General features: G+C 64.4%; 17 protein-coding genes. 11 read left to right on the top strand and 6 right to left on the bottom strand.

Translation table 11 applies throughout. The features are described 5' to 3' along the window. Window positions 1–111 precede the first annotated feature (111 nt). Both ccmB and ccmA read right to left on the bottom strand, forming a co-directional pair. A complete protein-coding gene (ccmB, locus tag XcyCFBP4188_RS02945; RefSeq protein WP_006452115.1) occupies window positions 112–807 on the bottom strand; it encodes a heme exporter protein CcmB in 696 nt (231 codons plus the stop codon). Beyond that, window positions 804–1,448 (bottom strand): heme ABC exporter ATP-binding protein CcmA, encoded by a 645-nt coding sequence (gene ccmA / locus XcyCFBP4188_RS02940; RefSeq protein WP_006452114.1) that lies wholly within the window; start codon window positions 1,446–1,448, stop codon window positions 804–806. The genes ccmB and ccmA overlap by 4 nt, the downstream gene beginning before the upstream one ends. Before the next feature lie 216 nt (window positions 1,449–1,664). Here ccmA and XcyCFBP4188_RS02935 point away from each other — a divergent pair, with 216 nt between their 5' ends. Both XcyCFBP4188_RS02935 and XcyCFBP4188_RS02925 read left to right on the top strand, forming a co-directional pair. Continuing rightward, a complete protein-coding gene (locus tag XcyCFBP4188_RS02935) occupies window positions 1,665–2,813 on the top strand; it encodes a pyridoxal phosphate-dependent aminotransferase (RefSeq protein ID WP_104591603.1) in 1,149 nt (382 codons plus the stop codon). A 185-nt stretch (window positions 2,814–2,998) separates the two neighbouring features. Beyond that, window positions 2,999–3,799 (top strand): amidohydrolase, encoded by an 801-nt coding sequence (locus XcyCFBP4188_RS02925; protein ID WP_104591601.1) that lies wholly within the window; start codon window positions 2,999–3,001, stop codon window positions 3,797–3,799. 114 nt (window positions 3,800–3,913) lie between these two features. Here XcyCFBP4188_RS02925 and XcyCFBP4188_RS02920 read toward each other — a convergent pair whose 3' ends face one another. Beyond that, window positions 3,914–4,684, bottom strand: a complete 771-nt coding sequence (locus XcyCFBP4188_RS02920; protein ID WP_006452111.1) for a glutaminyl-peptide cyclotransferase — start codon at window positions 4,682–4,684, stop codon at window positions 3,914–3,916. 165 nt (window positions 4,685–4,849) lie between these two features. On the opposite strand from XcyCFBP4188_RS02920, the gene XcyCFBP4188_RS02915 reads away from it, so the two are divergent. Further along, entirely contained in the window at window positions 4,850–5,287 is a 438-nt protein-coding gene (locus XcyCFBP4188_RS02915; protein ID WP_006452110.1) for a hypothetical protein, read from the top strand. Window positions 5,288–5,681: 394 nt separating this feature from the next. Here the strand turns inward: XcyCFBP4188_RS02915 and XcyCFBP4188_RS02905 are convergent, their stop codons facing one another. The 3 genes from XcyCFBP4188_RS02905 to XcyCFBP4188_RS02895 are packed head-to-tail and all read right to left on the bottom strand — an operon-like array spanning window position 5,682 to window position 9,196. After that, the gene (locus tag XcyCFBP4188_RS02905; RefSeq protein ID WP_046932449.1) at window positions 5,682–7,322 is read right to left on the bottom strand and encodes a pseudouridine synthase; all 1,641 of its coding nucleotides are present in this window, start codon (window positions 7,320–7,322) and stop codon (window positions 5,682–5,684) included. Continuing rightward, window positions 7,315–8,277 (bottom strand): SMC-Scp complex subunit ScpB, encoded by a 963-nt coding sequence (gene scpB, locus XcyCFBP4188_RS02900; RefSeq protein ID WP_006451824.1) that lies wholly within the window; start codon window positions 8,275–8,277, stop codon window positions 7,315–7,317. The genes XcyCFBP4188_RS02905 and scpB overlap by 8 nt, the downstream gene beginning before the upstream one ends. A 13-nt stretch (window positions 8,278–8,290) precedes the next feature. Next, a complete protein-coding gene (locus XcyCFBP4188_RS02895; protein WP_023904160.1) occupies window positions 8,291–9,196 on the bottom strand; it encodes a segregation and condensation protein A in 906 nt (301 codons plus the stop codon). A 368-nt stretch (window positions 9,197–9,564) separates the two neighbouring features. On the opposite strand from XcyCFBP4188_RS02895, the gene XcyCFBP4188_RS02890 reads away from it, so the two are divergent. The 8 genes from XcyCFBP4188_RS02890 to XcyCFBP4188_RS02855 all read left to right on the top strand — a co-directional run bounded on the left by XcyCFBP4188_RS02890 (window position 9,565) and on the right by XcyCFBP4188_RS02855 (window position 19,456). Then, complete coding sequence (locus tag XcyCFBP4188_RS02890; protein WP_023904159.1) at window positions 9,565–9,864, top strand: YciI family protein; 300 nt, start codon at window positions 9,565–9,567, stop codon at window positions 9,862–9,864. Further along, entirely contained in the window at window positions 9,861–10,130 is a 270-nt protein-coding gene (locus XcyCFBP4188_RS02885) for a BolA family protein (protein ID WP_006451821.1), read from the top strand. Before XcyCFBP4188_RS02890 ends, XcyCFBP4188_RS02885 begins: the two co-directional genes overlap by 4 nt. Window positions 10,131–10,454: 324 nt before the next feature. Further along, window positions 10,455–11,477, top strand: coding sequence for a LacI family DNA-binding transcriptional regulator (locus XcyCFBP4188_RS02880; RefSeq protein WP_006451820.1), 1,023 nt, complete (start codon window positions 10,455–10,457; stop codon window positions 11,475–11,477). 159 nt (window positions 11,478–11,636) lie between these two features. Continuing rightward, window positions 11,637–14,618 carry a TonB-dependent receptor gene (locus XcyCFBP4188_RS02875; RefSeq protein WP_006451819.1) on the top strand — a complete coding sequence of 994 codons (2,982 nt, stop codon included), beginning with the start codon at window positions 11,637–11,639 and terminating at the stop codon, window positions 14,616–14,618. 100 nt (window positions 14,619–14,718) lie between these two features. After that, window positions 14,719–16,356 (top strand): glucoamylase family protein, encoded by a 1,638-nt coding sequence (locus XcyCFBP4188_RS02870; RefSeq protein ID WP_006451818.1) that lies wholly within the window; start codon window positions 14,719–14,721, stop codon window positions 16,354–16,356. A gap of 3 nt (window positions 16,357–16,359) precedes the next feature. Further along, a complete protein-coding gene (locus XcyCFBP4188_RS02865) occupies window positions 16,360–17,742 on the top strand; it encodes a sugar ABC transporter substrate-binding protein (protein ID WP_006451817.1) in 1,383 nt (460 codons plus the stop codon). Continuing rightward, on the top strand, window positions 17,739–18,623 hold the full coding sequence (locus XcyCFBP4188_RS02860) for a carbohydrate ABC transporter permease (protein ID WP_006451816.1): 885 nt from the start codon (window positions 17,739–17,741) through the stop codon (window positions 18,621–18,623). The genes XcyCFBP4188_RS02865 and XcyCFBP4188_RS02860 overlap by 4 nt, the downstream gene beginning before the upstream one ends. After that, on the top strand, window positions 18,620–19,456 hold the full coding sequence (locus XcyCFBP4188_RS02855; RefSeq protein ID WP_006451815.1) for a carbohydrate ABC transporter permease: 837 nt from the start codon (window positions 18,620–18,622) through the stop codon (window positions 19,454–19,456). Before XcyCFBP4188_RS02860 ends, XcyCFBP4188_RS02855 begins: the two co-directional genes overlap by 4 nt. Window positions 19,457–19,479 lie beyond the last annotated feature (23 nt).

The following is a 19,479-nucleotide window of genomic DNA, read 5'->3' as shown; positions in this document are numbered from 1 at the left end:
GGAATGGCATTAGCTCTCGAAACAGCAGGGGCGCTTGCAACTGAAATAGCGCTTGCAACTGCAATGGCGCTCGGCGCTGTGCGCCTCATCACCACGGCATCGATCACACACTCAGCTCAGCGAAATACGGATCGCGGCAGCCGCAGCCAGCGGCGCCAGAACCACACCGATCACCAAACCGGCGCCCAACAACAACAACGCACCCACCGCATCCTGTCCTTGTCCACTTGCCGCAACACTGCCGGCACCAAACACCAGCACCGGCACATACAACGGCAACGCCAGCAACGCCACGAGAATACCAGAGCGTTTCATCGTCACCGTCAGCGCTGCAACCACGGCGCCGAGCAAACTTAAGAGCGGTGTTCCCAGCGCCAACGATGCCAGCAACACGGGGAGTTGGTCATGTGGCAGGTGCAGCAATTCGCCCAGCAGCGGCGTCACCGCAATCAGCGGCAACGCGCTGGTCGCCCAGTGCAGCAGCACGCGTACCGCGATCAGCCACGCCAACGGCACCGGCGCCAGCAGCCATTGCTCCATCGAGCCGTCTTCCACATCGCTGCGGAACAACGCATCCAGCGACAGTAAACCGGCCAGCAGTACCGACAACCACAACACCGCTGGCGCGGCCTGCGCCAGCAGGTCTGGGCGTCCGCCCAGGCCCAGCGCGAACAACACCACGATCAGCAGCGCGAACAGGGCCGGCTGCAGCGCGTCGCTGCGGCGCCGCCACAGCAATTGCAGATCGCGGCTGAGCAAGGCGCGCGCGGCCTGCCATAGCGAGGGTTGTGGCGAATGCAGGCTCATGCCGCCGCCTCCAGCGTGAGCATGCGTGTGCGCACCGGCGGCGCCGCGTAGGCGCCGTGGGTGGTGACCAGCGCCGCGCCACCACCGCGCAGATGCGCGGAGATCATCCGGTTGACCAGGGTGATGCCGTCCAGATCCAGGTTGGCGTAGGGCTCGTCCAGCAGCCACAGCGGGGCCGGCGACAGCCACAACCGCGCCAATGCCAGGCGCTTGCGTTGGCCGGCCGACAATTGCCGCACCAGTGCATCTTCGTAACCGGCCAGGCCGACGATGGCCAGCGCACTGCCGGGCATCTGCTTGGCGCGGCGGCCATGCAAACCGCACAGAAAGTGCAGGTTCTCCAGCGTGCTGAGGTCTGCCTTCAGGCCCGGCAGGTGGCCCAGATAAGCCATGAAGCGGCTGCGGTCGCCGCGCCGCGCGGTCTTGCCGTCGATCAGGATCTGCCCACGCTCCACATGCAGCAGCCCGGCCAGCACCCGCAACAGCGTGGTCTTGCCGGCGCCGTTGTCGCCCTGCACCAGCAAGGCCTCGCCGGCATCGACATGGAAATCCAGCGGGCCGAACACCGGCTCCTCGTTGCGGCTGAAGGCCAGGGCGCGCGCGGCCAGCAGCGGTGGCGCAGTGTGCAGCGGTTCGATCATCGGCGCAGCGGGCTCCCGTCGCAGGACGGCATGGGGAAGGGCCTGGGCATGGCACGCTCCAGACTGGGCGCGCATTGTAGCGACGATGGCCCGGTGCCGGGGGCGAGTGGGGCGGCCTGATGTGTCCGGGAACGCTGTTTTGCACCGGCCGGGCGCAACCGCCTGGCGGCTTTGCGTACACTCGCGGTCCCCCCGTTTCTTGTCCGGACCGGCACGATGTCCCTCACGACCAAGCTGCCCAAGGTGGGCACCACCATCTTCACCGTCATGTCGCAGCTGGCGGCCGAGCACGGCGCGGTGAATCTGGGCCAGGGTTTTCCCGATTTCGCAGTGCCGTCGCGGCTGGTCGATGAACTGACCAAGGCCATGGCGGCCGGCCACAACCAGTACCCGCCGATGACCGGCGTGGCGGCCTTGCGCCAGGCCATCGCCGGCAAGGCGCAGCGCTGCTACGGCGCGCAGGTCGATGCCGACAGCGAGATCACCGTCACCAGCGGCGCCACCGAGGCGATCTTCAACGCCATCCACGCGGTGGTGCGTGCAGGCGAGGAGGTCATCGTGCTGGACCCGGCCTACGACTGCTACGAGCCGGCGATCGATCTGGCCGGCGCGCGCGCGGTGCACGTGGCGCTGGATCCGCAGACCTTCGCGGTCGATTGGGATGCCTTGCGCGCGGCGATCACGCCGAAGACGCGCCTGCTGCTGATCAACTCGCCGCACAACCCGTCCGGCGCGATGCTGTCTGCCGCCGACATGCAGACGCTGACCGAACTGCTGCGCGGCACAGAGATCTTCCTGCTCTCGGACGAGGTCTACGAACACATCGTGTTCGACGGCCGCCGTCACGAGTCTGTGTTGCGTTGGCCGGAGTTGCGCGAGCGCGCATTCGTGATTTCCAGCTTCGGCAAGACCTATCACTGCACCGGCTGGAAGATCGGCTACGCCATCGCACCGCCCGCACTGAGCGCCGAGTTCCGCAAGGTGCACCAGTACAACACCTTCACCAGCTTCGGCCCGGCTCAACATGCGTTTGCCGCAATGATCCGCGACGAACCCGAACACGACGAGCAACTAGGCGCCTTCTACCAAGCCAAGCGCGACCGTTTCCGCGAACAGCTGCTGACCACACGTCTGAAGCCATTGCCGGTGCCTGGCGGCTATTTCCAGCTGGTGGATTATTCGGCCATCAGCGATCTGCCCGACACCGAGTTCGTGAAGTGGCTGACGGTGGAGAAGGGCGTGGCGGCGATTCCGCTCTCACCGTTCTATGAAACCGCGCCCGCTGGCCAGCGTCTGGCACGGCTGTGCTTTGCCAAGAACGATGCGACGCTGGATGCGGCGATCAAGCGCTTGCAGCAGCTCTGAGGGGCGGGGAATCGGGAATGGGGATTCGGGAATCGAAAAGCCGGTTGGTCGCTTTCGATCTGAATCCGCAGAAAGCCTGATGCCATGAAGCCGCACGAAAACTCGCCGTCCGATTCCCGATTCCCGATTCCCGATTCCCGATTCCCGATTCCCGAATCCCGATTCTCCATTCCCGAGCCTCAACCATGCACGACCTTCGCATCTCGCTTGTCCAGGGTGACACCCGCTGGCATGACCCGGCCGGCAATCGCGATTACTACGGCGCGTTGTTGGAGCCGTTGGTCGGGCAGACCGATCTGGTGATCCTGCCGGAGACCTTTACCAGTGGGTTCTCCAACGATGCCATCTTCAAGGCGGAAGGCATGGACGGCCCCACGGTGGCGTGGATCCGTGCACAGGCAGAAATGCTGGGGGCCGCCGTCACCGGCAGCGTGCAGGTGCGCACCGAACAAGGCGTGTTCAACCGCTTGCTATGGGCTACCCCGGATGGCGCGCTGCAGTCCTACGACAAACGCCATCTGTTCCGCTTCGGTAACGAGCATCTGCGCTACGCGGCCGGGCGCGATCGCCTGACGGTGGAATGGAAGGGCTGGCGGATCAATCCGCAGGTCTGCTACGACCTGCGTTTTCCGGTGTTCTGCCGCAATCGCTACGATGTCGAGCGGCCGGGCCAGCTGGATTTCGATCTGCAACTGTTCGTGGCCAACTGGCCGTCTGCGCGCGCCTATGCGTGGAAGACGCTGCTGCGCGCACGTGCGATCGAGAACCTGTGCTTTGTGGCGGCGGTCAACCGCGTCGGCGTCGATGGCAATCAGCTGCACTACGCCGGCGATAGCGCGGTGATCGATTTCCTGGGCCAGCCGCAGGTGGAAATTCGCGAGCGGCCGCAGGTGGTCACCACCACCATCAGTGCGTCGGCGCTGGCCGAGCATCGCGCGCGCTTCCCGGCGATGCTGGATGCGGATACGTTTTCGTTGACGGAGTAGGCGGTTGGGATTAGGAATTAGAGATTAGGGATTCGCAACTGCGGGCATGCTGCTGCCTGCGCCAATGTCGCTTACGCCAATCCCGAATCCCGAATATCCAATCCCCAATCCCGGCTACTCAGCCAGCCGAATTTCGTAAAGCTTCGGCCAATGCTTGCCGGTCACGAACAGGCGATCGTGCTTGGCGTCATAGGCGATGCCGTTGAGCACATCGTTGCCCGGATCCGTCAGTGTCTGGTCATCCGGCACCAGTGCCTTCAAATCGATCCAGCCGACCACCTTGCCGCTGGCCGGGTCGATGCGTGCGATGCGCGTGGTCAGCCAGACATTTGCCAACAACTCGCCTTTCACCCATTCCAGCTCGTTGAGGTTGTCCAGTGGCCTGCCGCTGGCGGTGACCTTGATGCTGCCGACCTGTTGCAGCGTCTCCGGATCGAGGCGGCGGATGGTGGAGCTGCCATCGCTCATGTACAGGCTGCTGGCATCGCTGGTCAGCGCCCAGCCCTCGCCGGAGTACGCAAAACGCGTACGCGGCGTGAGGGTGGCCAGGTCGTAGACAAAGCCTTGCTGATTGCGCCAGGTCAGTTGAATCAGCTTGTCGCGCCAGGCCACGATGCCTTCGCCGAAGTAGGGCGGCGGTGTCGTGGCTTGCTGCAATACGCGGCCGGTGTGCAGCTCGACCTTGCGTACGCTGGAACGGCCAAGTTCCCCGGTGCTTTCGTAAAGGTATCCGTCCAGATAGAACAGGCCCTCGGTGAACGCGCCGGTGTCGTGCGGATAGGTCTTCACCACAGTGTAGCGCTGGGTCGGAATGGCCTCGCCGGCAATGGCCACGGACGGCAACAACAGGGCGGTCAACAGGGTGAGGTGAGCGGTGCGCAGCATGCCGCGATCATCCCATGCGCAAGGCGCTTCCTGCACCACCAGGCACGCCTGGCGGCAGCGGCAATCATTCGCTGAACGGTCGCCTGTGCGATGCCCGGAAGTTGTCGCGACTGCCACGTCGGCGCTGCTAGGCTCGGCGCCACGTTAATCAACCGGAATGCCCACATGATCAAGTCGCTTTCTCTTTTCGCGCTGCTGGGCGCTGCCGCACTCGCACCGCAGGCGCAGGCCGCAGGCAACATCGACTGCAAACTGTCGTTCAATCTGGAAGGCTGGTCGGTGTTCTACAAGACCGCCAGCGGCACCGGCACCATCACCTGCGACAACGGTGCAGTGATTCCGGTCAAGATCTCCAGCAAGGGCGGCGGCCTGACGGTTGGCAAGTCCAAGATCACCGGCGGCCGCGGCACCTTCAGCGGCGCCTACAGCCTCAATGATCTGCTCGGCACCTACGCGGCGGCCGAAGCGCACGCCGGCATCGTCAAATCCAGCACCGCGCAGGTCGTCACCAAGGGCGACATTTCGCTGGCCCTGGCGGGAACGGGCGAGGGCGTGGATCTGGGCGTCAATGTAGGCAACTTCGTGATCGAGCGTCGCAAGTAAGGCGCAGCAGATCGCGCTGAAGACGGCACTGAACACGCGCATCGGACGGCCGTGCAACACGCACTGCTCGTAACTACGCATACCGACCATCTCGACCGGTCCTTGCCCGCCCACCGTCGCGGGACCTTACGCGGCATGGATGCCGCGTAAGAGCCTACACGGACGTACTTGCGGCGTGTCCCGCGATGGTGGGCGGGCAAGGGCCCTGCAGCCAAGCCGCAGATCACTTGTTGGCCGCGCTAAAGCTGCCTCGCGTGCCGGTTCGCTGGTGCGAGCCACAGTTAATATTTTCGCGCTTACTTCGATGTATCGCGTGATTCAAGCGGACGTGATCCAAGCAGAAACGAAAAACGGCCCTTCGCAGGGCCGTTTTTTTTATTGCGCGTCTTGTAGCTTAGCGACCGCGATTGCCACCACCTGGCGGCCGACGGTTGCCGCCACCCGGCGGACGACCACCCGGACCACCTGGGCCACGTGGAGCGCCGCCCGGGCCACCGGGACCGCGATTACCGCCCGGTCCACGGTTGCCGCCTGGGCCGCCTGCACGCGCACCGGTCGGGCGACCAGCTGCCGGACGTGCCGCGCCATACGGGCTGAAACCCGGGTTGGCGTGGTCGGACGGGAAGCTCGGTGCGTTGCCCGGGTGACCGTACGGATGCTTGCGCTGACCCTGGCCTTGACCCTGCGACTGGCCTTGTCCACCGCCGCCGCCAGCACCGCCACGGCCCTGACCCTGACCCTGACCTTGGCCGCCTGCACCCGGTCGCGCGCCGCCCGGACCCTTCTTGGCGTACGGACGGGCCTGGCCGGTGCCGGGACCGCTGGGGCCGGCGTTGCGGTGGCCGCTCGGGCCGGTGCTCACGCCATCGGGCACATACCAGCTGCGGAACGCGGCCGGATTGCCGTCCGGCAACGCGCGATCGCCCTTGCCCGGCGCGCGCGGCTTGAACGGGCGCTGCTGCGACTGCCGCGCGGCCGCTTCGCCGCTGACCGTCAGGCCACCCTTGAAACCACCGGGCTTGCCGCGACCACGGCCGCCACGATCGTCACGCGGATTGTCGAAACGCCGCAGCTCGCGGCCTTCGTCGGCACCGGAGGTCTGGCCATTGACGTACGCATTGCTGCGGCCATCGCGCGAGACGTGCACGGTGGATTTGGCCGCACGGCGCTGGCCGATCACCGGCTGCAGCGTCAGTGCCGACGGTGCGCCTTCTTCCAGCTTGAGTTCGGCGCGCAGGGCGTCGACCTTTTCCTGCGCCACTTCGACCGACTGCCCACGCAGCAACTCGCGCGGCAGCGAGATCTTGCCGTATCGGCTGCGCTTGAGGCGGCTGACCTGGCAGCCTTGCGACTCCCACAGGCGGCGCACTTCACGGTTGCGGCCTTCCTTGACCACCACGCGGAACCAGTCGTGCGAGTCGGTACCGCCGATGCGCTCGATCTCGTCGAACTTGGCGCCGCCGTCTTCCAGCAGCACACCGCGCGACAGGCGCTCGATGATGGCGTCGGAGACCTTGTCCTCGCCTTCCGGCGCACGCACGCGCACCACGTATTCGCGTTCGACCTCGTAAGAGGGATGCATCATCGCGTTGGCCAGCTCACCGTCGGTGGTCAGCAGCAGCAGGCCGGTGGTGTTGATGTCCAGGCGGCCGATCGCGATCCAGCGCGAGCCCTTCAATGCCGGCAGCGACTCGAATACGGTCGGGCGGCCTTCGGGATCTTCGCGCGTGGTCACTTCGCCTTCGGGCTTGTTGTAGATCAGCACGCGCGAGGGCTCCGTCAGCGCGCTGGCGACGAAACTACGGCCGTCCAGCTCGATCTTGTCGCCGCTGCGCACCGACATGCCGGTCTGCGCGACGGCGCCATTGACCTTGATCAGGCCATCGGCAATGCGCTGTTCCAGCGCGCGGCGCGACCCCAGGCCGGCCTGGGCCAGCACCTTGTGCAGGCGCTCTTCCAGCTTGGGCGCTTCGGGCGCGCTGTCGCGCTTGAGGGAGAGTTTGTTCAACGACAGCTTGCGGGGGGTGTCACTCATGTGTCTGGCTCCGGCCGACGCGTTGCGGGTCGGCCTCTGGGTCGGAATCGGCTTCGTCAACAGCCACGGTCGTCGTCGCGACGGCGTTGTCTTCGTCTTCGTTCACTGCATCCGCGCGCGTGCCCGGCGCGGTGTCGGGGGCGCCCTCACGGGCGTCGTCTGGGTCCAACGTGTTCTGGTCCTGCGCCGAGGCCTGCTCGGCGTGTTGCGGTGTTGCGTCGATCGGGTCTTCGGCATCGGCAGCGTTGTCTGCATCGCCGGCCTCGTGTGTTTCTTCATCCAATTCGGCATCGGTGCTGTCGCCCTCTGAGTCCGCGTCAGCCGCATCGGCATCCATCTCACCCAGCGCTGCATCCATCGCCACCGATGCCGGCACTGCGCCATCCAGCTGACCATCGCGGTCCAGCGGCAGCTGCGGTTCCAGCTCGGCGATGTCCTTCAACTCAGACAATGGCGGCAGCTCGTCCAATCGCTTGAGCCCGAAGTAGTCCAGAAACCCCTTGGTGGTACCGAACAGGGCCGGCTTGCCGGGCACGTCGCGGTGACCCACCACGCGGATCCATTCGCGTTCTTCCAGGGCCTGGATAATGTTGCTGCTGACCGCCACGCCGCGCACCTGCTCGATCTCGCCGCGGGTGATCGGTTGGCGGTAGGCGATCAGCGCCAGGGTTTCCAGCGTGGCGCGGGTGTACTTGGTGCGGCGCTCGGTCCACAGCCGGGCAACCCAGCCATGCACGTCGGCCTTGACCTGGAAGCGGAAGCCCGAGGCCACCTCGACCAGTTCCACCCCGCGGTCGGCGCAGCCCTCGCGCAACAGTTCCAGCGCGCGCTCGACGCTGCCGGGCGGCGCCGGCTCTTCTTCGGGAAACAAGCCCTGCAGCTGCGCCAGCGTCAGCGGCTGGCTGCTCGCCAACAGGGCGGCTTCGATAATGCGGGTGATCAGCGCTTGATCCATTCGGTGATCGGCTTCAGATAGGTTCGTTGGCGGCATCGCTGTCGTCGAATTCGCTGGAGAATTGCAACGGCGCATTGGTATTGCCCAACGCCAACGACTTCACGTAGATCGGCGCCAGCGGCGCTTCCTGCACGATGTCCAGCAACTGCTCCTTGGCCAATTCGAGCAGCGCCAGGAAGGTGACCAGCACGCCGAGCTTGCCTTCTTCGGCAGTGAACAGCGATTCGAAACGGTAAAACTTGCCATCGTCCAGACGGCTCAGCACATCGCCCATGCGCTGGCGCACACTCAGCGCCTCGCGCTTGATCGCATGGCCGGTGAACAGCTCGGCGCGCTTGAGCACGTCGTACAGCGCCATCAGCATTTCTTTCAGTTCCACCGGCGGCGGCAGCTTGACCGCTGCGCGCTCGGGCAGATGCGCCTGTACCGGCGCACTGTCGCGGCCCATGCGGGGCAGGGTGTCCAGATCTTCGGCGGCCTGTTTGAAGCGTTCGTATTCCTGCAACCGGCGTACCAACTCGGCACGCGGATCATTCTCTTCGCCTTCCTGGCTGGGCGGGCGCGGTAACAGCATGCGCGATTTGATCTCGGCCAGGATCGCGGCCATCACCAGATACTCGGCCGCCAGTTCGAAGCGCAGCTCCTGCATCACATTGATGTAGTCCACGTACTGCCGGGTGATCTCGGCGACGGGGATATCCAGAATGTCCAGATTCTGGCGGCGGATCAGATACAGCAGCAGATCCAGCGGACCTTCGAAGGCATCCAGGATGACTTCCAGCGCGTCCGGCGGAATATACAGATCCTGCGGGATCTGCAACACCGGTTGCCCATGCACCACCGCCAGCGGCATTTCCTGCTGCTGTGGCGGCGCGCTTGTGGCTGGCGGATTCGCGTCGTGCGCGAGTTCGGAATTCATCAGGTCGACATCGGGTGTTACGGTCGCTGGCCGCGGTCTGAGCCGCGCCTGCAGGGCTTTGCCTTGAGTAATTGCAATCTAATGTCGCACCTGTGCCGGCACGATCCCACAAATCCACATACGCCAATCCACATGAAAACAGGCGCCACGTGGCATGCGGCGACGGAACAGCGAGGAGGTCGTCTACACGGGCCGGTGGTAGGCAGCGAACCGGTCGTCGAGTGAGGCGTGGGGCCTGGGCCGACGGGCCGCTGTGTCCGGTTGCGTGTGCAGTGGTGCCAAGGGTAATGCGTGCGCGGGGGCGGTGTCCAGCGCTGACACGGCTAGAATCTCCGGCAGTGATCTTCAAGTCTTTGGCGAGGTGGCGTGTGTGGTACGTAATCGAAGGGTATGACCAGGCCGAGGCGCTGGCGGCGCGGCAGCAGGCGCGACCGGCGCATCTGGCACGTTTGCAGGCGCTTGCGGCGTCCGGCCGCTTGCTGGTGGCGGGCCCATGCCCGGCCATCGATGCCGAGGATCCGGGCCCGGCCGGTTTCAGCGGCAGCGTGGTCATTGCCGAATTCGAATCGCTGGAACAGGCGCGCGTCTGGGCCGATGCCGATCCGTATGTAGCGGCGGGCGTCTATGTGCGCACCGAGGTCCGCCCGTTCCGGCGGGTGCTGCCATGAGCCGGGTCGAGCGGATCCGCACCGCGTTGCAGACGGCCCTGGCGCCGAGCGAGCTGGAGGTGGTGGACGACAGCCATCGCCACGCCGGGCATGCCGGTGCGCGCGATGGGCGCGGGCATTTCAATGTGCGCGTGGTCAGTGCCGCGTTCGTTGGAAAGGCGCCGCTGGCGCGCCACCGGGCGGTGTACGCCGCAGTCGGCGAGATGATGCAGACCGATATCCATGCCTTGTCGATCGAGGCGTTTGCGCCGGGCGAGGCGGGGTAACCAGGTCAGCCTTCGTAGGAGCGCACCTGGGCGCGACAGGGGTTATCGGTGAGGCCCGTCGCGCCCAGGTGCGCTCCTACGGGGTCGACTGTCCCCTGACATGGCGGAACAAACTACCCCAACCGTGATCCACGTTGTGCTTCGCTGGTGGACACGACAGGGCGGGATTGTTGCGACGCAGCACAATCTTTCACCTATTCATCACCTGCAGCTATTTGATCTGTAAGCGTTTTCATTGATGTGAAGATGGGGGTTTACGCCCTCATATGAAAACGCTTACAGTCCGCGCCAGTTTCGGGAACTCGGTCGCGGAGGGCGACACGAATGGCCAATGGTGCGGTCACCATCAAAGATGTCGCTCGGGAAGCACAGGTCTCCGTCGCAACGGTGTCGCGTGCGCTCAATGGGCACGATAACGTCGCCGGGCCGGTGCGCCAGTTGGTGCAGGAAGTCGCCGCGCGGTTGCGCTACAGCCCGCATGCGGCGGCGCGCAGCCTCAGCAGCCGACGCACACAGACCTTGGGCGTGGTGCTGCCGGATCTGTACGGCGAATTCTTTTCCGAACTGATCCGCGGCATCGATGGTGCGGCGCGCGCCGCCGGCCAGCATTTGCTGGTGTCCAGCTATCACGGCGACCCGGAAGCGCAGGGCAGGGCGTTGCAGTCCATGCGCGGACGCGTGGACGGCTTGCTGGTGCTGTCTCCCTACGCCGAGCAGCCGGGTTTTCTCACCGACAACCTGCCGCAGGCGCTGCCGACGGTGTTGATCAATGCGCATCTGCCCGGTGCCGATTATCCGGTACTGAGCATCGACGACCATGCCGGCGCCATGGCGATGACCGAGCATCTACTGCGCGCCGGCCATCGGCGCATCGCCTTCATCGGCGGTCCGGCGCTTAATTTCGATGCGCGCGAACGCCTGCGCGGGTTCCGCGATGCGATCGCCGCGCATGGCGATCAAGCACAGGGTCTGGAATATCCGGGCGACTTCGACGAGGCCTCCGGTCACCGCGCCGGGTTGGCGATGCTGGCCGACGGCACGTTGCCGGATGCGGTGTTCGCCGCCAACGACATGACCGCGCTGGGGTGCCTGTACGCATTCGCGCAGGCCGATGTCTCGGTGCCCGGCGATGTGGCCCTGGCGGGCTTCGACGATATTCCGCTGGCCCGTTTCGTCCATCCGGCACTGACCACGATGCGGGTCAGCATCGCGCACCTGGGCGGGCAGGCGATGACCCGGCTGATGCGGCTGGTCGACCAGACCGGCGACGACGACGGCATCCGCCAGTTGCTGACGCCAGAGCTGGTGATCCGCGCCTCCTGCGGTGCCGGCGAGCCCGGCCTCTGACTCCATTCGCTGCTGATCCATTCGGCCCTGACCTTGTCTGGTTGTCTGGCCACTGACCTCTTCGCGGACGTTCTGTCCGCTCCCGCTGCCCCCGCAGCGGTCGTTCCTGCAAGACCGCAACGCCACAACAACACTCTGTACCGATCCCTGGAGGGACCAATGCACCACCACAACCCCCATTCCGCCAGTCCGGCGCGCAAGCTGCTCAGCTGCGCCCTGGCCAGTTGCCTGCTGCTGGGCGCCGCACCGGCCTTTGCGCAGAGTGCTGCCGCGACCATCCGCGGCCAGGTCACCGTCGACTCCGCACCTGCCACCCAGGCCCAGGTCACCGCCACCAACCTCGCCACCGGCCTGACTCGCACCGTACAGGTCAGCAATGGCGGCTATTCGCTCGGCGGCCTGCCGCCGGGTTCGTACCGCCTGGACGTCACCGCCAACGGCCAGACCACCTCGCAGAACGTCACCGTGCAGGTCGGCCAGACCGCCACGTTGAACCTGGGCGTCGGCGGCGAACCTTCCACGGCCGACGGTGGTAACGCCACCACGCTGGATGCGGTGCAGGTGAAGGCGCCGCCGGTCTTGGTGGAAACCCGCACCTCCGAGAACGCCACCTATATTTCCAACGTGCAGATCCAGAACCTGCCGCGTGCCACGCGCAACTTCCTGGAACTGGCCGACACCGTGCCGAACGTGCAGTTCACCCGCGATGCCAACGGCACCACCAAGGTCCGTTCGGGCGCCACCTCGGCCGAAGGCACCAACGTCTACATCGACGGCGTGAGCCAGAAGAACTACGTGCTGACCGGCGGCGTCAGTGGCCAGGATTCCAGCCGCGGCAATCCGTTCCCGCAGTCGGCGATCGGTGAGTACAAGGTCATCACTTCGAACTACAAGGCCGAGTTCGACCAGGTCAGCGGCGCGGCCATCGTGGCCTCGTCCAAGTCCGGTACCAACGATTTCCACGGCAGCTTCTTCTGGGACACCAGCAACGACGGCTGGCGCGAAGAGAGCCCGCTGGAAAAGCGCGCCGGCGTGCGCGACGACTTCGAAGAGACCCAGTACGGCGCCACATTCAGCGGCCCGATCCTCAAGGACAAGGCGCACTTCTTCATCGCCTATGAAGCCAAGGAATACACCACCCCGAATGTGGTGATCCCCGGTTCGATCTATTCCGACCGCGTCGATCAGCTGCCCACGCAGCTGCAGCCGCTGGTGGTCACGTCCAGCACGCCGTTCAAGGAAGACCTGTATTTCGCCAAGATCGACTGGACCATCGGCGAGAACAACCTGTTCGAACTGAGCGGCAAGTACCGCAAGGAAGACGAGCTCAACGACGTCGGCGGTACCTCGACCTACGGGCACGGCAGCATCAACGGCCAGGAAGAAAAGCGCGCCAATCTGCGCTGGCAGTACAGCGGTGCCAACTTCCTCAACGAAGCCAACCTCAGCTACGAGAGCGCGTTCTGGAACCAGGCGCCGATCAACAACGGCAACGGTTACATCCTGAGTTATGCCCCGGTGCGCGGCATCGAAGACGAAGTGCTCTCGGCAGGTGCCGGCAGCAGCTTCCAGCGCAAGGGTCAGAAGGGCTGGACCTTCCAGGACGACCTGACCTTGAACAGCCTGGAATGGCATGGCGCGCACACCGTCAAGATGGGCGTGAAGTTCAAGAGCATCGATCTGGATTCCACCCAGTTCAACCCGGCCAATCCGCAGTACTACTACAACATCCTCACCGACGTCGAAACGCCGTACCGGGTGCGCTTCGGTGCACCGCTGGTGGAAGGTGGCGGTTCGGTGGTGTCCAAGAACAAGCAATACGGCATTTATCTGCAGGACGACTGGGAGGTCAACGAGCACTGGACCTTGAACCTGGGCGTGCGCTACGACTACGAAGAAACCCCGGCATTCCTGGACTTCGTCACCCCGTCCGGCGTTGCCGGTGCGCTGCAGAACTGGCCCAACCTGCAAAACGCCAACTACAACATCAACGACTTCATCAGCACCGGCAACAACCGCAAGGCGTTCAAGAATGCCTGGCAGCCACGCCTGGGTGCCTCGTACGATCTGTTCGGCGATCAGGCGCATGTGATCTACGGCGGTGCCGGCCGTGCGTACGATCGCAACATCTTCGATTACCTGGCGTTGGAACAGCTCAACAACTCCTTCAATTCGTATAGCTACTACTTCACCAGCGCCAACAACCAGGCGTGTCTGGGTGACCCGTGCACCGCATGGAATCCATCCTTCAACACCCAGGAAGGCCTGGATGCGCTGGCGGCGACCAATGCCGGCGGTGGCGGCGGTCGCGAGGTCTATCTGATCGACAACAACATCAAGACCCCGTACTCGGACCAGTACAGCATCGGCATGCGCAACATGGTGCCGCTGTGGGGCCAGGACTGGTACACCGATGTGACCTTGAGCCGTATCGAAAGTCATGACGGCTTCGCGTTCGTGCGCGGCAACCGTCTGCCGGACGGCTCGTTCTTCCAGCCGGGCACTACCTCCGGCTCGCCGAACGATGGTCCCGATGGCTACAGCGCCATCGTGCTGGGCACCAATGGGGTGGAAACCCGCAACAACCAGCTCGCCTTGCAGGTCGAAAAGCCCTATGACGAGGAATCCGGCTGGGGCCTGACCGTGGCCTACACCTTTTCCGATGCCAAGGAAAACCGCCAGTTCGGCGAGCATTACGCACTGGATCGCGAACGCGTCGAAGACTACGGCTGGCGTGAGGCCGGCGGTATCGCCAAGAACCGTCTGGTGGTCACCGGCATCTACGAGCTGCCGTACGAAATCAAGCTGTCCGGCAAGCTGTCGCTGGCCAGCCAGACCGCGCGCTATGGCCAGAACTGCGTAGCCGGTAACGACCAGTGCTACATCGTCCAGTTCAAGCCGGACGGCACGCTGGGCTACAAGGAGTTCAGCATCGCGGCCAATAAAGAATGGGATACCGGTGGTGGTGTCAAATTCAACGTGCGTGCGGATATCCTCAACGTGTTCAATTGGGTGAACTACGCCAACTTCAACGGCGAAACCGGGACACTTGGAGACTTGAACACGGCTTACGGCACCCCGACCGGTGTGCTGGCGTCGCCGATGCGTACCTTCCGTCTGGCCTTTGGCCTGAACTGGTGAGGTGCTCGACCGCCCTGGCAATGTCAGGGCGGTCGAACTCGGCGCCTGGATAGGGTAGGTTGGCGTGCGAGATGTAATCGATTACACGAGTGGGGGGCGGATGAACAGGGGCAACACTTCGTATTGGTTGACGATTCCACTATTACTGGGCGCGCTGGTGCTGGCGTCCTGCAAACAGGCCGAGGAACCCAAGGTGGCCGAAAAGAAGGCACCGGTGAAAGTCATTCTGGTGGAAGCGCAGCTGCCACCCAAACCGGTCAAACCGCCGTTGCCGCCGCTGTTCTCGGACATCGAGCGTCGCACCTTCCAGTTTTTCTGGGACACCACCAACGAACTCAACGGACTGGCACCGGATCGGTTTCCGTCGCGCCCGTTCGCCAGTATCGCGTCGGTCGGGTTTGCGCTGACCGCGTATCCGATCGGGATCGAGAATGGGTGGATCAGCCGCAATCAGGCGATCGACCGCACCTTGACCACACTGAAATTCTTCCGCGATGCGCCAATGGGGCCGCAGCGGACCGGTAGGGCCGGTTACAAGGGCTTCTACTACCACTTTCTGGACATGCAGCAGGGCAACCGGTACGACAGCTGGGTCGAGCTGTCGAGCGTGGACACCGCGCTGCTGATGATGGGCGTGTTGTTCACCCAGTCGTATTACGACGGCGAGGACCCGCGCGAAAAAGAAATCCGCCAGATCGCCGACACGCTGTACAAGCGTGTGGACTGGCGCTGGCTGCAGCAGCGTGCACCGCTGATCTCGATGGGCTGGTTCCCCGAGAGCGGCTTCATCGACCACGACTGGATGGGCTACAACGAAGCGATGATGCTGTACATCCTCGCGCTCGGCTCGCCCACCCACGGCGTCGATGCTGAGGCGTGGACCAGCTGGACCCGCACCTACAACAACGACTGGGGCGTCTACCAGGGTCAGGAATATCTGTCCTTCGGCCCGCTGTTCGGTCATCAATACAGCCATGTCTGGATCGACTTCCGCGATATCCAGGACCAGTACATGCGCGAGCGCGGCATCGACTACTTCCTCAACAGCCGCCGCGCCACGCTGGCGCAGCGCGACTACGCCATCGACAATCCGATGAAGTGGAAGGACTACGGCGAGAACGTCTGGGGCCTGACCGCCGGCGACGGCCCGCAGAACACCAGCCAGGAATACCGTGGCGAGCAGCGTCAGTTCCGCCATTACTCCTCGCGCGGCGCCGGCCTGCGCGAGAACTTCGACGACGGCACCATCGTGCCATCGGCGGCGATCTCCTCGATCGTGTTCGCGCCCGAGGTGGTGATTCCGGCGGCCGAAGAAATGCACAAGCGCTACGGCGACTTCCTGTATTCCAGCTACGGCTTTCTGGATTCGTTCAACCCCAGCTTCAACTACGACATCCCGCTCAAGACCGGGCGCATGGTGCCGGACCGCGGCTGGGTGGCCAGCGACTACATTGCCATCGACCAGGGCCCGATCCTGGCGATGATCGCCAACTACCAGAACGAATTCGTCTGGACGGTGATGAAGAAGAACCCTTACATCCGCGCGGGTCTGGAACGGGCCGGCTTCACCGGTGGTTGGCTCACCCCCGAAGGCGAGCCGCAGCCGTTGCCCAAGAAGGACGAGCAGGCAGCCGCTGCACGCTCGCTGGGCATGGCCGAGTCGCGCGCCGCCGCCGCCCAGGCCCAGCAGGACCCATCGCAGCGGCAAAACTCCACGCAACGCCCCAAACCCGAGTAATCCGTGCGCCTTTTGAAATTGTTGATACTGGCTGCCGCCCTGTGTGCAGGTGCGGCGGGATGCAACCGCGCCGACCCGGCCAAGACCACCGTGCGCTTCTGGGCCATGGGCAAGGAGGCCGAGGTGGTCGCCGAGTTGGTGACCGAGTTCGAGAAGCAGAACCCGGACATCCGGGTGGATGTGCAGAACATTCCGATGACGGCGGCGCACGAAAAACTGCTCACCGCCTTCGCTGCGGATGGCTTGCCGGACGTGTGCCAGCTCGGCAACACCTGGCTGCCGGAGTTCGCCTTGCTCGACACGCTGGAACCGATGCAGCCGTACGTGGCGCGCTCCAGGATCGTCGACCCGCAGGATTACTTCCCGGGCGTGTGGGACACCAATCTGGTCGACGGCACCTTGTATGGGGTGCCGTGGTATGTGGACACCCGGCTGCTGTTCTATCGCAAGGATCTGCTGCGCGAAGCCGGCTACAGCGAAATGCCCAAGACCTGGGCCGGGATGGAACAGGTGATGGCGGCGATCAAGCGCAAAGTCGGCCCGGACCGCTACGCCATCCTGATGCCGCTCAACGAATTCGAGCAGCAGCTGTCGTTCGCGCTGCAGCAGGACGACCGCCTGCTGCGCGACCACGACAACTACGGCAACTTCCGTGGCGAAGGCTTCCGCAAGGCGCTGGGCTTCTACGACAACATGTATCAGAAAGGCTGGGCGCCAAAGGTCTCCGAGACCCAGGTCTCCAATGTCTGGTACGAATTCTTCAACGGCTACTACGCGTTCTATCTATCCGGCCCGTGGAACGTGCGCGAGTTCAAGCTGCGCCAGCCGCCGGGCATGGAAGGCAAGTGGGGCACCGCGCCGCTGCCGGGTCCGAACGGGTTGGGCGCGGGTATCGCCGGCGGCTCCAGCCTGGTGATCTTCAAGTCGTCCCAGCACAAGGACGCCAGCTGGAAGCTGATCGAATACTTGTCGCAGCCGCAGGTGCAGGCGCGCTTCCACGCCATCATCGGCGACCTGCCGCCGCGTCGCAGCACCTGGAAGTTGCCCTCGCTGGCCAACGACGAACTGGCGCATGCCTTCGGCGACCAGCTGGAGCGGGTCAAGGCCACACCCAAAGTGCTGGAGTGGGAGCGCATCGTGCAGGAAATGCGCCTGGTGACCGAGCGCGTGGTACGTGGCGGCCAATCGCACGAGGCCGCCGTGCAGGAACTGGATAAACGCGTGGACGACATTCTGGCCAAGCGCCGCTGGATCTTCGAGCAGGAAGGCGGGCATGTCGGTCCGGCAGGCGAGTCGGCCCAGCCTGCTGCTGCCCCGGTCGCAGCGCCCGTTGTGACGCCGGCCGCCGCGCCAGCTGCAGCAGCGGACAAGGAGGCAGCACGATGATGAAGCGTAATTCCGTCGCCGGCTGGGTGTTTGCCGCACCCTCGATCCTGGTGCTGGGCATGTTCTTCGGCGTGCCGGTGTTCGCCGCGCTGGTGCTCAGCGTCACCGACTTCGACCTGTACGCGCTGGCCGACAGCAGCCATCTGCGCTTCGTCGGCCTGGGCAATTACATCGAACTGCTGCAGACGCCGCTGTTCTGGAAATCGTTGTGGAACACCACGTATTTCGTGCTGCTGGGCGTGCCGATGTCGATCGGCGTGTCGCTGGGTGCGGCCTTGTTGCTCAACGCCAAGGCCTCGCGCTTCAAGGCGGTGTTCCGCACCGCATTGTTCGCCCCGGTGGTGACCACGCTGGTGGCTGTGGCAGTGATCTGGCGCTACCTGTTCCACATCAAGTACGGCCTGGTGAACTTCGGCCTGAGCCATCTGGGCATCGCCCCGATCGACTGGCTGGGCGACCCGCGCTGGGCGATGCCGACCATCATGCTGTTCGCGGTGTGGAAGAACTTCGGCTACAACATGGTGATCTTCCTGGCCGGCCTGCAGGCGATTCCGCAGGACCTGTATGAAGCCGCGCGCATCGATGGCGCCTCGCGCTGGAAGCAGTTCCTGCACATCACCTTGCCGATGCTCGGCCCGGTGCTGATGGTGGTCGGGGTGATCACCATCTCCGGCTATTTTCAGCTGTTCGCCGAGCCCTACGTGATGACCCGCGGCGACCCACTGCAAAGCACCGTGAGCGTGCTGTATTTCATGTTCGAAGAAGGCTTCAAGTGGTGGAACCTGGGCCGCGCGTCGGCGGTGGCATTCCTGCTGTTCCTGATCATCCTGGCGGTGACCACCGTGATGCTGCGCTTTGGCCGCAAGAGAGATTTGATATGAGTCGTGATGTCGGCCAATCGCGCTGGAATGCCGTGCTGATCAACGGCGGTTTGCTGGTGCTGGCCCTGGTCAGCCTGGCGCCGCTGCTGTGGATGCTGTCGGTGTCGTTCATGCCCACCGGCGAGGCCAGCCGCTTCCCGCCGCCGATGCTGCCTTCGGCGTTCACGCTGGCCAATTACCACGAGCTGTTCGCGCGCACCGGCATGGCGCGCAACTTCGCCAACAGCCTGATGGTGTCCGGGCTGATCACGCTTGGTTCGCTGCTGATCAACACCATGGCCGGTTATGCGTTTGCCAAGCTGCAGTTCGTCGGCCGCGAGCGCATCTTCAAGATCCTGATGGCCGCGCTGGTGATCCCGGCGCAGGTGGCGATGTTGCCGTTGTTCCTGTTGATGAAGCAGCTGCATCTGGTCAACAACATCGGCGGAGTGGTGGTGCCGGCGTTGGCGACGGTGTTCGGCATTTTTCTGGTGCGCCAATACGCGCGCAGCATTCCCGATGAGCTGATCGAAGCCGCGCGCATCGATGGCGCCAGCGAGATGCGGATCTTCTTCCAGATCGTGCTGCCGATGCTCAAGCCGGTGCTGGTCACCTTGACCATCTTCACCTTCATGGGCTCGTGGAACGACTTCATGTGGCCGCTGATCGTGCTGACCGACCAGGAGCAGTACACCTTGCCGGTGGCGTTGGCGGCGTTGTCGCGCGAGCACATCATGGACGTGGAACTGATGATGGCCGGCGCGGTGGTGACGGTGATTCCGGTGCTGCTATTGTTCATCGCGCTGCAGCGCTACTACATCCAAGGTCTTCTGCTGGGGAGTGTGAAGGGGTGAAGTTACTAATCCTGCGACTGTTT

Origin of the sequence: Xanthomonas hortorum pv. cynarae (genome assembly GCF_002939985.1) — a bacterium.
Lineage (GTDB): Bacteria > Pseudomonadota > Gammaproteobacteria > Xanthomonadales > Xanthomonadaceae > Xanthomonas > Xanthomonas hortorum_D.
The sequence above is the reverse complement of the archived record's forward strand: the minus strand, read 5'-3'. Positions and strand labels throughout refer to the sequence as shown.

Excerpts from the sequence above, each read along its gene's own strand:
- ccmB (WP_006452115.1), bottom strand. The coding sequence starts at position 807 with ATGAGCCTGCATTCGCCACAACCCTCGCTATGGCAGGCCGCGCGCGCC.
- ccmA (WP_006452114.1), bottom strand. The coding sequence starts at position 1,448 with ATGATCGAACCGCTGCACACTGCGCCACCGCTGCTGGCCGCGCGCGCC.
- XcyCFBP4188_RS02935 (WP_104591603.1), top strand. The coding sequence starts at position 1,665 with ATGTCCCTCACGACCAAGCTGCCCAAGGTGGGCACCACCATCTTCACC.
- XcyCFBP4188_RS02925 (WP_104591601.1), top strand. The coding sequence starts at position 2,999 with ATGCACGACCTTCGCATCTCGCTTGTCCAGGGTGACACCCGCTGGCAT.
- XcyCFBP4188_RS02920 (WP_006452111.1), bottom strand. The coding sequence starts at position 4,684 with ATGCTGCGCACCGCTCACCTCACCCTGTTGACCGCCCTGTTGTTGCCG.
- XcyCFBP4188_RS02915 (WP_006452110.1), top strand. The coding sequence starts at position 4,850 with ATGATCAAGTCGCTTTCTCTTTTCGCGCTGCTGGGCGCTGCCGCACTC.
- XcyCFBP4188_RS02905 (WP_046932449.1), bottom strand. The coding sequence starts at position 7,322 with ATGAGTGACACCCCCCGCAAGCTGTCGTTGAACAAACTCTCCCTCAAG.
- scpB (WP_006451824.1), bottom strand. The coding sequence starts at position 8,277 with ATGGATCAAGCGCTGATCACCCGCATTATCGAAGCCGCCCTGTTGGCG.
- XcyCFBP4188_RS02895 (WP_023904160.1), bottom strand. The coding sequence starts at position 9,196 with ATGAATTCCGAACTCGCGCACGACGCGAATCCGCCAGCCACAAGCGCG.
- XcyCFBP4188_RS02885 (WP_006451821.1), top strand. The coding sequence starts at position 9,861 with ATGAGCCGGGTCGAGCGGATCCGCACCGCGTTGCAGACGGCCCTGGCG.
- XcyCFBP4188_RS02880 (WP_006451820.1), top strand. The coding sequence starts at position 10,455 with ATGGCCAATGGTGCGGTCACCATCAAAGATGTCGCTCGGGAAGCACAG.
- XcyCFBP4188_RS02875 (WP_006451819.1), top strand. The coding sequence starts at position 11,637 with ATGCACCACCACAACCCCCATTCCGCCAGTCCGGCGCGCAAGCTGCTC.
- XcyCFBP4188_RS02870 (WP_006451818.1), top strand. The coding sequence starts at position 14,719 with ATGAACAGGGGCAACACTTCGTATTGGTTGACGATTCCACTATTACTG.
- XcyCFBP4188_RS02860 (WP_006451816.1), top strand. The coding sequence starts at position 17,739 with ATGATGAAGCGTAATTCCGTCGCCGGCTGGGTGTTTGCCGCACCCTCG.
- XcyCFBP4188_RS02855 (WP_006451815.1), top strand. The coding sequence starts at position 18,620 with ATGAGTCGTGATGTCGGCCAATCGCGCTGGAATGCCGTGCTGATCAAC.